8 protein-coding genes are annotated in these 14,731 nt (G+C 63.5%); 1 reads left to right on the forward strand and 7 read right to left on the reverse strand.

Annotation, left to right across the window (positions count from 1 at the left end; genetic code table 11):
• Positions 1–253 precede the first annotated feature (253 nt).
• The 5 genes from rpsJ to rpsL form a co-directional block, all read right to left on the reverse strand.
• The gene (gene rpsJ / locus ACNH6H_RS10160) at positions 254–568 is read right to left on the reverse strand and encodes a 30S ribosomal protein S10 (RefSeq protein ID WP_209384858.1); all 315 of its coding nucleotides are present in this window, start codon (positions 566–568) and stop codon (positions 254–256) included.
• A 5-nt stretch (positions 569–573) separates the two neighbouring features.
• Positions 574–1,764, reverse strand: coding sequence for an elongation factor Tu (gene tuf / locus ACNH6H_RS10165; protein ID WP_418317390.1), 1,191 nt, complete (start codon positions 1,762–1,764; stop codon positions 574–576).
• A 224-nt stretch (positions 1,765–1,988) separates the two neighbouring features.
• Entirely contained in the window at positions 1,989–4,091 is a 2,103-nt protein-coding gene (gene fusA, locus ACNH6H_RS10170) for an elongation factor G (protein ID WP_418317392.1), read from the reverse strand.
• A 71-nt stretch (positions 4,092–4,162) separates the two neighbouring features.
• A complete protein-coding gene (rpsG, locus tag ACNH6H_RS10175) occupies positions 4,163–4,633 on the reverse strand; it encodes a 30S ribosomal protein S7 (protein ID WP_418317394.1) in 471 nt (156 codons plus the stop codon).
• Positions 4,634–4,779: 146 nt separating this feature from the next.
• On the reverse strand, positions 4,780–5,157 hold the full coding sequence (gene rpsL, locus ACNH6H_RS10180) for a 30S ribosomal protein S12 (RefSeq protein ID WP_418317395.1): 378 nt from the start codon (positions 5,155–5,157) through the stop codon (positions 4,780–4,782).
• Between the two features lie 246 nt (positions 5,158–5,403).
• Between rpsL and ACNH6H_RS10185 the strand changes: the two genes are divergently transcribed.
• A complete protein-coding gene (locus ACNH6H_RS10185; RefSeq protein WP_418317397.1) occupies positions 5,404–5,871 on the forward strand; it encodes a PIN domain-containing protein in 468 nt (155 codons plus the stop codon).
• A gap of 72 nt (positions 5,872–5,943) precedes the next feature.
• On the opposite strand, the gene rpoC is transcribed toward ACNH6H_RS10185, so the two are convergent.
• Both rpoC and rpoB read right to left on the reverse strand, forming a co-directional pair.
• A complete protein-coding gene (gene rpoC / locus ACNH6H_RS10190) occupies positions 5,944–10,161 on the reverse strand; it encodes a DNA-directed RNA polymerase subunit beta' (protein WP_418317399.1) in 4,218 nt (1,405 codons plus the stop codon).
• A gap of 141 nt (positions 10,162–10,302) precedes the next feature.
• Positions 10,303–14,427, reverse strand: a complete 4,125-nt coding sequence (rpoB, locus tag ACNH6H_RS10195) for a DNA-directed RNA polymerase subunit beta (protein WP_418317400.1) — start codon at positions 14,425–14,427, stop codon at positions 10,303–10,305.
• Between the last annotated feature and the right edge of the window lie 304 nt (positions 14,428–14,731).

Raw genomic sequence — 14,731 nt, forward strand, 5'->3', positions numbered from 1 at the left:
GCCGGGTTGACTATTGGATCAGCTGCGACAAATGCCGCAGCCAATTCCGGGAAAGCCCGCGAGTATATCAGCGAATCACAGATTCGCCAAACGGGATGATGAGCCCCCCAGTCGCTGCGCTCCTGCCCCGAGGGGCGCCACCCATCGGGCCGGCAGAGCCGGACCCTCGGGTGTGGCTTGATGTTGCGAGGCGCTTCGCGCTCGCACATGGGAGACTTCGACCGAGAGGCAGGCGACCGAGGTCGCCTTCGGGTTATTGCAACTTGATCTCGACGTCGACGCCAGCGGGCAAGTCCAGCTTCATCAGCGCGTCGACCGTCTTGTCGGTCGGGTCGACGATGTCCATCAGGCGCTGGTGGGTGCGGATCTCGAACTGGTCACGCGAGGTCTTGTTGACGTGCGGCGAACGCAGGATGTCGAAACGCTGCATGCGGGTCGGCAGGGGCACCGGGCCCTTGACGATCGCGCCGGTGCGCTTCGCGGTATCAACGATCTCGAGTGCAGACTGGTCGATCAGCTTGTAATCGAAAGCCTTCAGGCGGATGCGGATCTTCTGTTTCGTGGACATGGTCTTTACTCCATGATCTTCGCAACGACGCCGGCACCAACGGTGCGGCCGCCTTCACGAATCGCGAAACGCAGACCTTCTTCCATCGCGATCGGCGCAATCAGCTTGACCGTGATGCTGACGTTGTCGCCCGGCATCACCATTTCCTTGTCCTTCGGCAGCTCGACCGCACCGGTCACGTCGGTCGTGCGGAAGTAGAACTGCGGCCGGTAGTTGTTGAAGAACGGCGTGTGACGGCCACCTTCTTCCTTGCTCAGCACGTAGATCTCGGCCGTGAAGTGGGTGTGCGGCTTGACCGAACCCGGCTTGCACAGCACCTGGCCGCGCTGCACGTCTTCACGCTTGGTGCCGCGCAGCAGGATACCGACGTTGTCGCCAGCCTGGCCCTGGTCCAGCAGCTTGCGGAACATCTCGACGCCCGTGCAGGTCGTCTTCTGCGTCGGGTTGATGCCGACGATCTCGATTTCCTCGCCGACCTTGATGATGCCGCGCTCGACCCGGCCCGTCACCACGGTGCCGCGACCCGAGATCGAGAACACGTCCTCGACCGGCATCAGGAATGCGCCGTCAACCGCACGCTCGGGCGTCGGGATGTAGCTGTCGAGTGCCTCGGCCAGCTTCATGATCGCGCCTTCGCCGAGCTCGCCCTTGTCGCCCTCGATCGCCAGCTTCGCGCTGCCGTGAACGATCGGCGTCGTGTCGCCCGGGAAATCGTATTTGTCGAGCAGCTCGCGCACTTCCATCTCGACCAGCTCGAGCAGCTCGGCGTCGTCGACCATGTCGCACTTGTTCAGGAACACGATGATGTACGGCACACCGACCTGGCGGGCCAGCAGGATGTGCTCACGCGTTTGCGGCATCGGGCCGTCAGCGGCCGAGCAGACCAGGATCGCGCCGTCCATCTGCGCAGCACCGGTGATCATGTTCTTCACATAGTCGGCGTGCCCCGGGCAGTCGACGTGCGCATAGTGGCGGTTCGCCGTCTCGTACTCGACGTGTGCGGTATTGATCGTGATGCCGCGCGCCTTCTCTTCCGGCGCCGCGTCGATCTGGTCGTAGCCTTTGGCCTCGCCACCGAACTTCGCCGCCAGGATCGTCGTGATCGCCGCCGTCAGCGTCGTCTTGCCGTGGTCGACGTGGCCGATCGTGCCAACGTTCACGTGCGGCTTGGTCCGCTCGAATTTACCTTTTGCCATTCTTCAACTCCAAAAGAACACTCGCCCGTGCCTGTTTAAGGTTTCCGGCCCTGGCTCGCCACGGGCAGCAAGCCAACCACGTCTTGCGTGGCGCCGAAGACCAACTGATGTCCCACCCCCGGAGCGGCTCACGCCGCTCCCCCTCAAGGGGGCGCCGCTGGCGGACCGGCAAAGCCGGATCCGCGGCGGCCGCTTGATCGGCCGAGAGCTTCGACCGACCGAGCTTATTTGCCCCTGGAGGTGATGATCGCGTCAGCGACGTTTTTCGGAGCTTCGCTGTAGTGCTTGAACTCCATCGTGTACGTCGCGCGGCCCTGCGACATCGAACGCAGCGTCGTCGAATAACCGAACATTTCCGACAGCGGCACTTCGGCCTTGATGATCTTGCCGCCGCCCGGGATGTCGTCCATGCCCTGCACCATGCCGCGACGTGACGACAGGTCGCCCATCACGTTGCCGGCGTAGTCTTCCGGGGTCTCGACCTCGACCGCCATCATCGGCTCGAGGATGACCGGCGTTGCCTTGCGGCAGCCGTCCTTGAAGCCCATCGACGCGGCCATCTTGAACGCGTTTTCGTTCGAGTCGACCTCGTGGTACGAACCGAAGGTCAGCGTGACCTTGACGTCGACGACCGGGTAACCGGCCAGCACGCCGTTCGGCAGCGTGTCCTCGATGCCCTTCTTGACCGCGGGGATGAATTCACGCGGCACCACACCGCCCTTGATCGCGTCGACAAACTCGAAGCCCTTGCCCGGCTCCTGCGGCTCGATCGACAGCACGACGTGGCCGTATTGGCCCTTGCCGCCCGACTGGCGGACGAACTTGCCTTCGACATCGCTGACCGACTTGCGGATCGTCTCGCGGTAGGCCACCTGCGGCTTGCCGACGTTGGCCTCGACGCCGAATTCACGCTTCATGCGGTCGACCAGGATCTCGAGGTGCAACTCGCCCATGCCCGAGATGATGGTCTGGCCCGACTCTTCGTCGGTCTTGACGCGGAACGACGGATCTTCCTGGGCCAGGCGGCCCAGTGCGATGCCCATCTTCTCCTGGTCGGCCTTGGTCTTCGGCTCGACGGCCTGCGAGATCACCGGCTCCGGGAAGATCATCTTCTCGAGCGTGATGATCGATTCCGGATCGCACAGCGTCTCGCCGGTCGTGACTTCCTTCAGACCGACGCAGGCGGCGATGTCACCGGCCAGGATTTCCTTGATCTCTTCACGCTGGTTGGCGTGCATCTGCAGGATCCGGCCGATGCGCTCCTTCTTGCCGCGGATCGGGTTGTAGACCGAGTCGCCCGACTTCAGCACGCCCGAATAGACGCGCACGAATGTCAGCTGGCCGACATACGGGTCGGTCATCAGCTTGAATGCCAGCGCAGCGAACTTCTCGTTGTCGTCGGCCTTGCGCGAGGTCTCCTTGTCGTTGTCGTCGGTGCCCGGAACCGGCGGGATGTCGATCGGCGACGGCATGAACTCGATCACCGCGTCGAGCATGCGCTGCACGCCCTTGTTCTTGAAGGCGGTGCCGCACAGCATCGGCTGGATCTCGGTCGCGATCGTGCGGGTGCGGATGCCCTGCTTGATCTCGGCCTCGCTCAGCTCGCCGGTCTCGAGGTACTTGTTCATCAGTTCCTCGGACGATTCGGCAGCCGCCTCGACCATGTTCTCGCGCCACTTCTGAGCGTCGGCCAGCAGATCGGCCGGAATCTCGTGGTATTCGAACTTCATGCCCTGGGACGCCTCGTCCCACAGGATGGCCTTCATCTTGATCAGGTCGATCACGCCCTTGAAGTTTTCCTCGGCGCCGATCGGCAGAACGATGGGCACCGGGTTCGCGCGCAGGCGCGTCTTCATCTGGTCATAGACCTTGAAGAAGTTCGCACCGGTACGGTCCATCTTGTTGACGAACGCAAGACGCGGCACCTTGTACTTGTTGGCCTGGCGCCAGACGGTCTCGGACTGCGGCTGCACGCCACCGACCGCGCAGTACACCATGCACGCGCCGTCGAGCACGCGCATCGAGCGCTCGACCTCGATCGTGAAGTCGACGTGCCCGGGGGTGTCGATGATGTTGATGCGGTGCTCCGGATGCGACAGGTCCATGCCCTTCCAGAAGCAGGTGGTCGCGGCCGAGGTGATCGTGATGCCACGTTCCTGCTCCTGCGCCATCCAGTCCATGGTCGCAGCGCCGTCGTGCACTTCGCCGATCTTGTGGTTCACACCGGTGTAGAACAGGATGCGCTCGGTCGTCGTGGTTTTGCCAGCGTCGATGTGCGCCGAGATACCGATGTTGCGGTAGCGCTCGATGGGGGTCTTGCGAGCCATGGTCTCACTCCAAATACGAAGGGCCGCCCCGGGTTGGTACTAACCCTAGGCGGCCGAAAAGGAACAGAAAATCAGAAGCGGAAGTGCGAGAACGCCTTGTTGGCCTCGGCCATGCGGTGCACTTCGTCACGCTTCTTCATCGCGCCGCCGCGGCCTTCGACGGCCTCCAGCAGTTCATTGGCCAGCCTCTGCGCCATCGACTTCTCGCCGCGCTTGCGGGCCGACTCCTTCAGCCAGCGCATCGCCAGTGCGACGCGGCGGACGGGACGAACTTCCACGGGAACTTGGTAGTTCGCTCCGCCGACACGGCGCGACTTGACTTCGACCATCGGCTTGATGTTGTTCAGCGCGATCGTGAACACTTCCATCGGATCCTTGCCGGCCTTCTTCTCGACCTGGTCGAGGGCGCCATAGATGATGCGCTCGGCAACAGCCTTCTTGCCCGATTCCATGATGACGTTCATGAACTTCGACAGATCGACCGAACCGAATTTCGGATCAGGCAGGATTTCCCGTTTGGGAACTTCGCGACGACGTGGCATTTCACTCTTCCTTTTGCTTCAGTTGGCTCGGGCTCTTGCCCTCGCCTCGGGCGCCACCGGTATTGGGGCCACCCACTTACTCGACGAGCCCGCAGGCCCACCGAAAAACTTGCCGGCCTAAACCGACGCTTGCCGCTGACGCGGCCTCAGGCCTTCTTCGGCCGCTTGGCACCGTACTTCGAACGGGCCTGCTTGCGGTCCTTGACCCCTTGCAGGTCGAGCGAGCCGCGGACGATGTGGTAACGCACACCCGGCAGGTCCTTGACGCGGCCGCCGCGAACCAGCACGACGCTGTGTTCCTGCAGGTTGTGGCCTTCGCCGCCGATGTAGGAAATCACTTCGAAGCCGTTCGTCAGGCGCACCTTGGCGACCTTGCGAAGCGCCGAGTTCGGCTTCTTCGGCGTCGTCGTGTAGACGCGGGTGCAAACGCCACGGCGCTGCGGACCGCCCTGCAGAGCAGGCGATTTTGATTTCGTGACCTCGGTCTCACGACCGTGACTCACGAGCTGGTTGATCGTTGGCATTTGTAACTTGTTCCCGTTTGAAGTCACATTCAGAAAAGACGGGGCGGCCGGGGCGGCTGGTATCGCAGCGCTGGACGCTCCCCGAGCTTCGACGCAAATAAAGCACTCCGTGATGACAGGCAAGCCGGTGTCAGAGTTGACTCCGAAAGGGCCGCCCGCCAGGAAGCACAGCGAAATCCGCCGAAAAGCCCTCGATTATATTCGGGTTGGCCCGCATCCGCAAGCAGCTTCACCGAAACGTCCGTCATGCCGTCGTCCACCACCCCAGGCATCGTGCTCGATACCAATGTCGTGCTCGACTGGCTGGTCTTTCGCGATCCGGCCTGCCAAGCGTTGGCAGCGGCGATCGAATCCGGCGCGGTCCGCTGGCTGGCGGCCGGCGCGCTGCGCGACGAACTGGACGATGTGCTCGGGCGCGGCGTCGGCGCCGAACGGCAACCGGATCGCGCCGCGATCGAAGCCGCCTGGCTGCGCCACGCGGTGATCCATCCAGCGGCCGTACCGGCCGCCGCGATGGCGCGCCGCTGCCGCTGCAGCGATCCGGACGACCAGAAATTCATCGATCTGGCGCTGGCCCACGGCGCCAGATGGCTGCTCAGCCGCGACCGCGCGGTGCTGAAAGTGGCGCGCGAGGCCCGACTGTTCGGCCTCGAGATCGTTGCGCCATCCAACTGGACGCCGCCGTCGCCCGACGCCAGCGCCGTCGAGGCATGAAAAAGGGCGGCCGCAGCCGCCCTCGACTTCACGATGGGTCCAGGCCGATCGGCCCGGACACCACCGCAACGATCACTCCTCGACTTCGCCACCGGCTGCGTCGACCGCCGCCATCTGCGCGGCAGCCAGTTCCTCGGCCTCCTGCTGGGCGATGGCACGGCGCTCGGCGTCGTCCATCTCTTCCTTCGCCTTGCGCGCCTGGTGGAAGGCCATGCCGGTACCTGCCGGGATCAGCCGGCCGACGATGACGTTTTCCTTCAGGCCGCGCAATTCGTCGCGTTTGCCCATGATCGCGGCTTCGGTCAGCACGCGGGTGGTTTCCTGGAACGATGCCGCCGAGATGAAGCTGTCGGTCGACAACGACGCCTTCGTGATGCCCAGCAGCACGTCGGCATGGGTCGCGATCATCTTGCCTTCGGCCATCATCTTGTCGTTGGTATCGAGCAGTTCCGAACGCTCGACCTGCTCGCCGGCGATGTAGGTCGTGTCGCCAGGGTTGACGATCTGCACCCGACGCAGCATCTGGCGAACGATCACCTCGATGTGCTTGTCGTTGATCTTCACACCCTGCAGACGGTAGACGTCCTGCACCTCGTCGACGATATAGCGCGCCAGGTCCTCGATGCCCAGCAGACGCAGGATGTCCTGCGGATCGGCCGGACCGTCGACGATGTTCTCGCCCTTGTTGACCACCTGGCCCTCGTGGACCACGATGTTCTTTTCCTTCGGCACGAGTTCTTCGTAGACGTTGCCTTCCGGATCGGTGATCTGCAGGCGAACCTTGCCCTTGGTCTCCTTGCCGAACGACACCGTGCCGGTGATCTCGGCGAGCGTGCCCTTGTCCTTCGGCGTGCGCGCCTCGAACAGTTCGGCAACCCGCGGCAGACCGCCGGTGATGTCCCGCGTCTTCTGGCCTTCGACCGGAATACGCGCCAGCACCTCACCAGGCAGCAGGTCCTGTCCGTCGCGGATCTGCACCAGCGAGCCGACCGGGAAACCGATCGTCACCGAGTGGTCGGTGCCGGGGATCTTCACTTCATTGCCGGCCGGGTCGAGCAGCTTGACCTGCGGACGAACCACCTTGGCGACGCCGCGGCGCTTCGAGTCGATGACGACCAGCGTCGACAGGCCGGTGACCTCGTCGACCTGCTTGGCCACGGTGACGCCTTCCTCGACATTCTCGAACTTCGCCTTGCCGGCGAATTCGGTGATGATTGGTCGGGTCAGCGGGTCCCAGTTCGCCAGCACGGTGCCGGCCTTGACCTGCTGGTCGGGCTTGACCGACAACAGCGCGCCATACGGCAGCTTGTGGCGCTCGCGCTCGCGACCATGCTGGTCGGAGATCAGGATTTCGCCGGAACGCGAAATCACGACCAGGTCGCCCTTGCTGTTGGTCACGTAGCGCATCGTCGCATTGAAGCCGACCATGCCGTCCGACTTGGCGTCGACGCTCGACGCAATCGCCGCACGGGATGCCGCACCACCGATGTGGAAGGTCCGCATCGTCAGCTGGGTACCCGGCTCACCGATCGACTGCGCAGCAATCACGCCGATCGCTTCGCCCTGGTTGACCAGGCCGCCACGGCCGAGGTCACGGCCGTAGCACTTGGCGCAGATGCCGAAACGCGTGTCGCAGGTCAGCGCAGTGCGCACCTTGACCTCGTCGACGCCGGCCGCCTCGAGATCGTCGAGCTGGTCTTCGTCGAGCAGCGTGCCCGGCTCCAGCAGCATCTGCTGGGACTCCGGATGCAGCACCTCGACCGCGGTGACACGGCCGAGGATGCGGTCGCGAAGGCTCTCGATGACTTCGCCGCCTTCGACCAGCGCGCGCATCGCCATGCCGTTCTGCGTGCCGCAGTCGTCCTCGATCACCACCAGATCCTGCGTCACGTCGACCAGTCGACGCGTCAGGTAGCCGGAGTTGGCGGTCTTCAGCGCGGTGTCGGCCAGGCCCTTCCGAGCGCCGTGGGTCGAGATGAAGTACTGCAGGACGTTCAGACCCTCGCGGAAGTTCGCGGTGATCGGCGTCTCGATGATCGAGCCGTCAGGCTTGGCCATCAGGCCCCGCATGCCGGCGAGCTGGCGAATCTGCGCCGCAGAACCGCGCGCGCCCGAGTCGGCCATCATGTAGATCGAGTTGAACGACTCCTGCGCCACTTCGTTGCCGTGGCGGTCGGTCGTCTTCTCCTTCGACAGCTGGCTCATCATGACCTTGCCGACTTCGTCGCCGGTCTTGCCCCAGATGTCGACCACCTTGTTGTAGCGCTCGCCGGAGGTCACCAGGCCCGAGACATACTGCTGCTCGATTTCCTTGACTTCCTTTTCGGCACGCTCGATCAGGCCCGGCTTCTCCTTCGGCACCAGCATGTCGTCGATGGCGATCGAGATGCCGGCACGGGTGGCCAGCCGGAAGCCGCTTTGCAGCAGCTTGTCGGCGAAGACGACGGTTTCCTTCAGACCGCACTTGCGGAACGAGGTGTTGATCAGCCGCGAGATTTCCTTCTTCTTCAGCGCCTTGTTGATGTTGCTGAACGGCAGGCCCTTCGGCAGGATCTCGCTGAGCAGCGCACGACCGACGGTCGTGTCGACCAGCTTCGAATTCGGCACGAACTCGCCGTCCGCACCCTTCGTGTACTCGGTCAGGCGCAGGCTGATCTTTGCGGTGATTTCGACTTCGCCGTTGTCCAGCGCGCGATGCACTTCGGAGACGTCGGAGAAGATGATGCCTTCGCCCTTGCCGTTGATGCGCTCGCGGGTGGCGTAATACAGGCCGAGCACGACGTCCTGCGACGGCACGATCGACGGTTCGCCGTTGGCCGGGAACAGGATGTTGTTCGACGCCAGCATCAGCGTGCGCGCTTCCATCTGCGCCTCGATCGACAGCGGCACGTGGACGGCCATCTGGTCGCCGTCGAAGTCGGCGTTGAACGCCGAGCAGACCAACGGATGCAGCTGGATCGCCTTGCCTTCGATCAGCACCGGCTCGAATGCCTGGATGCCGAGACGGTGCAGCGTCGGCGCACGGTTCAGCATCACCGGATGTTCCTTGATGACTTCCTCGAGGATGTCCCAGACCACCGGCGTGCCGGATTCGACTTCCTTCTTCGCCGCCTTGATCGTCGTCGCGATGCCCATGGCTTCGAGACGCGAGAAGATGAACGGCTTGAACAGCTCGAGCGCCATCAGTTTCGGCAGGCCGCACTGGTGCAGCTTCAGCGTCGGGCCGACCACAATGACCGAACGGCCCGAATAGTCGACGCGTTTGCCCAGCAGGTTCTGCCGGAAACGACCGCTCTTGCCCTTGATCATGTCGGCGAGCGACTTCAGCGCACGCTTGTTGGCGCCGGTCATCGCCTTGCCGCGACGGCCGTTGTCGAGCAGCGAGTCGACCGCTTCCTGCAGCATCCGCTTCTCGTTGCGGACGATGATCTCCGGCGCCTTCAGTTCGAGCAGGCGGGCCAGACGGTTGTTGCGGTTGATGACGCGGCGATACAGGTCGTTCAGGTCGGAGGTCGCGAAGCGGCCACCGTCCAGCGGCACCAGCGGACGCAGGTCCGGCGGCAGCACCGGCAGCACGTCCATCACCATCCACTGCGGCTTGATGCCCGACTTCTTGAAGGCTTCCATCACCTTCAGGCGCTTCGAGTTCTTCTTGACCTTCAGCTCGGAGCCGGTCATGTCGCCGCGCAGCTTCTCGATCTCGAGATCGAGATCGATCTCCTCGAGCAGCTTCTTGACGCCCTCGGCGCCCATCAGCGCGATGAATTCGTCGCCGAATTCGGTGCGCTTCGCGTCATAGTCGTCCTCGGTCATGATGCTGAACTTCTTCAGCGGCGTCATGCCCGGGTCGACGACGACATAAGCTTCGAAATACAGCACGCGCTCGATGTCGCGCAGCGTCATGTCGAGCACCAGGCCCAGACGCGACGGCAGCGACTTCAGGAACCAGATGTGCGCGCACGGCGCAGCCAGGTCGATGTGACCCATGCGGTCGCGCCGCACCTTGGTCTGCGTGACCTCGACGCCGCACTTCTCGCAGATCACGCCGCGGTGCTTCAGTCGCTTGTATTTGCCGCACAGGCACTCGTAGTCCTTGATCGGACCGAAGATCTTGGCGCAGAACAGGCCATCACGTTCCGGCTTGAAGGTCCGGTAGTTGATGGTTTCCGGCTTCTTGACTTCACCGAACGACCAGCTGCGGATCTTCTCCGGCGAAGCGAGGCCGATCTTGATGGCATCGAAATGCTCATCCGGGGTGAATTGCTTGAAAAGGTCGAGCAAGCCCTTCATGGGTTTTCTCCTAAGAATTCAGAACGCAACTTGAACGAGAAGTGACGGGATCAAAGGCGCGTCAGGCAAGGCGAGAGGGAGGGCCGCATAGCAGCGCTATGCAACCGACCGAACAACGCAGCATGGCGCGGCTTTGGCACGTCAATTCCGTTCAAGTTCGATGTCGATGCCAAGCGAGCGGATCTCCTTGACCAGCACGTTGAACGATTCCGGCATGCCGGCCTCGATCGCGTGCTCGCCCTTGACGATCGACTCGTACACCTTGGTACGGCCGTTGACGTCGTCGGACTTGACGGTCAGCATTTCCTGCAACACATAGCTCGCACCGTAGGCCTCGAGCGCCCACACTTCCATCTCGCCGAAACGCTGGCCACCGAACTGCGCCTTGCCGCCCAGCGGCTGCTGGGTCACCAGGCTGTACGGGCCGGTCGAACGCGCGTGCATCTTGTCGTCGACCAGGTGGTGCAGCTTCAGCACGTGCATGTAGCCCACCGTCACCGGACGCTCGAAAGCGTCGCCGGTGCGGCCGTCGTGCAGGATGGCCTGCGTGCGTGTCGGGGTCAGCCCCTTCGCCTTCGCGATCTCGTCCGGATAGGCCAGCTTCAGCATGCCGCGGATTTCTTCTTCCGCAGCGCCGTCGAAGACCGGCGTCGCGAACGGCACACCCTTGACGAGGTTGCTCGCCATCTCGATGACGTTTTCGTCGCTGAGGCTGTCCAGCTTCTCGGTCTTGCCGCCCGACTTGTTGTAAAGCTCGTCGAGGAACTTGCGCAGTTCGCTCGCCTTCGCGTGCTGCTGCAGCATGTCGCCGATGCGCTGGCCGATGCCCTTGCCGGCCCAGCCGAGGTGAACCTCGAGCACCTGGCCGACGTTCATCCGCGACGGCACGCCGAGCGGGTTCAGCACGATGTCGCACGGCGTGCCATCGGCCATGTAGGGCATGTCCTCGATCGGAACGATCTTCGACACCACACCCTTGTTGCCGTGGCGGCCGGCCATCTTGTCGCCAGGCTGCAGGCGGCGCTTGACGGCCAGGTAGACCTTGACCATCTTCAGCACGCCGGCCGGCAGCTCGTCGCCCTGCGTCAGCTTCTTGCGCTTCTCTTCGAACGCGAGGTCGAAGCTGTGACGGGTCTGCTCGAGCGAATTCTTGATCGATTCGAGCTGGTTCGCGACATCGTCTTCGGCCGGACGGATGTCGAACCAGTGGTATTTCTCGACGCCGACCAGATAGGCCTTGTCGATCACCGTTCCCTTGGCGATCTTCTGCGGGCCGCCGTTGGCAGCCTTGCCGATCAGCAGCTTCTCGATCCGGTCGAAGGCGTCGGCCTCGACGATTCGCAGCTGGTCGTTCAGGTCGAGACGGAAGCGCTTCAGCTCGTCGTCGATGATCTGCTGGGCCCGCTTGTCGCGCTGGATTCCTTCACGGGTGAAGACCTGCACGTCGATGACAGTGCCGCTGGTGCCCTGGTCGACACGCAGCGAGGTGTCCTTCACGTCGGACGCCTTCTCGCCGAAGATCGCGCGCAGCAGCTTCTCTTCCGGCGTCAGCGTCGTTTCGCCCTTCGGCGTGACCTTGCCGACCAGCGTATCGCCCGGATTGACCTCGGCACCGACATAGACGATGCCCGATTCGTCGAGGCGAGCCAGTTGCTGTTCGGAGAGGTTCGGGATGTCGCGGGTGATTTCCTCGGAACCGAGCTTGGTGTCGCGCGCCATCACGACCAGTTCCTCGATGTGGATCGAGGTGTAGCGATCTTCGGCAACCACGCGCTCCGAGATCAGGATCGAGTCCTCGAAGTTGTAGCCGTTCCACGGCATGAACGCGACCAGCATGTTCTGGCCGAGTGCCAGCTCACCGATGTCGGTCGAGGCGCCGTCGGCAATGATGTCCTCGGCCGAGACGACATCACCCCGCTTGACAATCGGGCGCTGGTGGATGTTCGTATTCTGGTTCGAACGCTGGTACTTGATCAGGTTGTAGATGTCGACACCGACTTCGCCCGCCACCGTCTCCTTGTCGTTGACGCGGATCACGATGCGGTTGGTATCGACATAGTCGACGACGCCACCACGGCGGGCAGCGACGACGGTGCCCGAGTCTTTCGCGGCGACCCGCTCGACACCGGTACCGACCAGCGCCTTCTCGGGGCGCAACGTCGGCACGGCCTGGCGCTGCATGTTCGCGCCCATCAGTGCGCGGTTCGCATCGTCGTGCTCGAGGAACGGCACCAGCGACGCGGCCACCGAGACGATCTGGGTCGGCGCGACGTCCATGTACTGGATGCGCTCGGCCATCGTCAGGATCGATTCGCCGTTGTCACGCGCGCTGACCAGCTCGTCGATCAAGCGACCCTTCTCGTCGAGCGTCGCGCTCGCCTGCGCGATCACATATTTGCCTTCCTCGATCGCCGACAGGTAGTCGATCTGGTCGGTCACCTGGCCGTTCTCGACGCGGCGGTACGGCGTCTCGAGGAAGCCGTATTCGTTCAGCTGCGCATACAGCGCCAGCGAGTTGATCAGGCCGATGTTCGGACCTTCCGGCGTCTCGATCGGGCAGACCCGGCCGTAGTGCGTCGGGTGCACGTCGCGGACTTCGAAGCCGGCACGTTCGCGGGTCAGGCCACCCGGGCCGAGGGCCGAGACGCGACGCTTGTGCGTGATCTCGGACAGCGGGTTGGTCTGGTCCATGAACTGCGACAGCTGCGACGCGCCGAAGAATTCCTTCAGCGCGGCCGAGATCGGCTTGCTGTTGATCAGGTCGTGCGGCATCAGGGCTTCGGTCTCGGCCTGGCCGAGACGCTCCTTGACCGCCTTCTCGATCCGCGCCAGGCCCGAGCGGTACTGGTTCTCGGCCAGCTCGCCGACGCAACGCACACGGCGATTGCCGAGGTGGTCGATGTCGTCGACCTCGCCGCGGCCGTTGCGCAGCTCGACCAGGATCTTGACGACATCGAGGATGTCGTCGTTCGACAGCGTCATCGGGCCTTCCGGCGTATCGCGGCCGACCCGGGCATTGAACTTCATCCGGCCGACGCGCGACAGGTCGTAGGTATCGGCGTTGTAGAACAGGCGGTTGAACAGCGCCTCGACCGCATCTTCGGTCGGCGGCTCGCCGGGACGCATCATGCGGTAGATCGCGACGCGCGCGGCCAGCTGGTCGGCGGTCTCGTCGGCGGCCAGCGTCTGCGAGATGTAGGCGCCTTCGTCGAGCTCGTTCGTGTACAGCGCCTGGAACTCCTTGATGCCGGCGGTGCGCAGCTTCTTCAGCACCGCTTCGGTCAGCTCGTCGTTGGCCTTCGCGATGATCTCGCCGGTATCCTCGTCGACGATGTTGCGGGCCAGCATGCGGCCGGCGAGGAAGTCTTCCGGCACGCTCAGGAACTGCGTCTCCGACTTCTCGAGCTCGCGCGTGTGGCGCGCGGTGATGCGCTTGTCCTTCTCGACGATCACCTTGCCGTTCTTGTCGGTGATGTCGAAGCGGGCGATTTCGCCGCGCAGACGGTCAGCAACGAATTCGAGCTGGGCGCCCGAGTCCATCAGACGGAAATTGTCGAAGACGAAGAAGTGGGCGAGGATCTGCTCGGGATTCAGGCCGATCGCCTTCAGCAGGATCGTCACCGGCATCTTGCGGCGGCGGTCGACGCGGAAATACAGCGCATCCTTCGGGTCGAACTCGAAATCGAGCCACGAACCGCGATAGGGGATGATGCGCGCCGAGAACAGCAGCTTGCCCGAGCTGTGGGTCTTGCCCTTGTCGTGCTCGAAGAAGACGCCCGGCGAGCGGTGCAGCTGCGAGACGATGACGCGCTCGGTGCCGTTGACGATGAACGAGCCGTAGTCGGTCATCAGCGGCACTTCGCCCATGTAGACCTCCTGCTCCTTGATCTCCTTGACGGTTTTCGCCTGCGGCGACTCCCGGTCATAGATGATCATCTGCAGCTTCGCGCGCACGGCGGCGGCGTAGGTCAGTCCACGCTGGCGGCACTCCCGCGTATCGAACGCGGGTTTGGCCATGTTGAATTCGATGAATTTCATCTCGACGAACCCGTTGTGCGAAACAATCGGGAATGCCGAGAGGAATGCAGCCTGCAGTCCCTCGGGTTTGCGTTTCTGTGGCGGCACGTCCTTTTGCAGGAACGCGACGTAGGACTCCTTCTGCATCGTCAGCAGATAAGGAACGTTGAGAACGCTCTCACGCTTGCCGAAACTCTTGCGGATACGCTTGCGTTCGGTATAGGTGTAGGGGGTTGTTTGCTGCGCCATAGGTGATTTCTCACTCCGTCTCAGGGGACTGGCCCGGCCCTGGCCTCATCCCCGTCGGCGACTGTCGTATCGAGCGACCCCGAGATCCGCGAGCGGACTTCGCCTCCCCTGCGGGGATACGTGGTCGCGGCGGAACGGCCCGCCGGCGACCCCGGGTCTGGCACTCGAAGCTTGGTGGCTGGCCACTACCAGCCGCTGGCGGACAACCCCGGCATTGCACCGGAGTCCGACCAAACCCGTTCTCTGCAGTCGGATCAGAGAACACTTGGAAAACCCTCGATTGTCGGCTCGAGGGCTTTCCAGC

This window comes from Pseudideonella sakaiensis (assembly GCF_048320135.1).
Lineage (GTDB): Bacteria > Pseudomonadota > Gammaproteobacteria > Burkholderiales > Burkholderiaceae_C > Ideonella_A > Ideonella_A sakaiensis_A.

Bases quoted from the DNA above. Each gene is read 5' to 3' on its own strand.
- rpsJ (WP_209384858.1), bottom strand. From the start codon at position 568: ATGTCCACGAAACAGAAGATCCGCATCCGCCTGAAGGCTTTCGATTAC.
- ACNH6H_RS10185 (WP_418317397.1), top strand. From the start codon at position 5,404: ATGCCGTCGTCCACCACCCCAGGCATCGTGCTCGATACCAATGTCGTG.
- rpoC (WP_418317399.1), bottom strand. From the start codon at position 10,161: ATGAAGGGCTTGCTCGACCTTTTCAAGCAATTCACCCCGGATGAGCAT.
- rpsL (WP_418317395.1), bottom strand. From the start codon at position 5,157: ATGCCAACGATCAACCAGCTCGTGAGTCACGGTCGTGAGACCGAGGTC.
- rpsG (WP_418317394.1), bottom strand. From the start codon at position 4,633: ATGCCACGTCGTCGCGAAGTTCCCAAACGGGAAATCCTGCCTGATCCG.
- fusA (WP_418317392.1), bottom strand. From the start codon at position 4,091: ATGGCTCGCAAGACCCCCATCGAGCGCTACCGCAACATCGGTATCTCG.
- tuf (WP_418317390.1), bottom strand. From the start codon at position 1,764: ATGGCAAAAGGTAAATTCGAGCGGACCAAGCCGCACGTGAACGTTGGC.
- rpoB (WP_418317400.1), bottom strand. From the start codon at position 14,427: ATGGCGCAGCAAACAACCCCCTACACCTATACCGAACGCAAGCGTATC.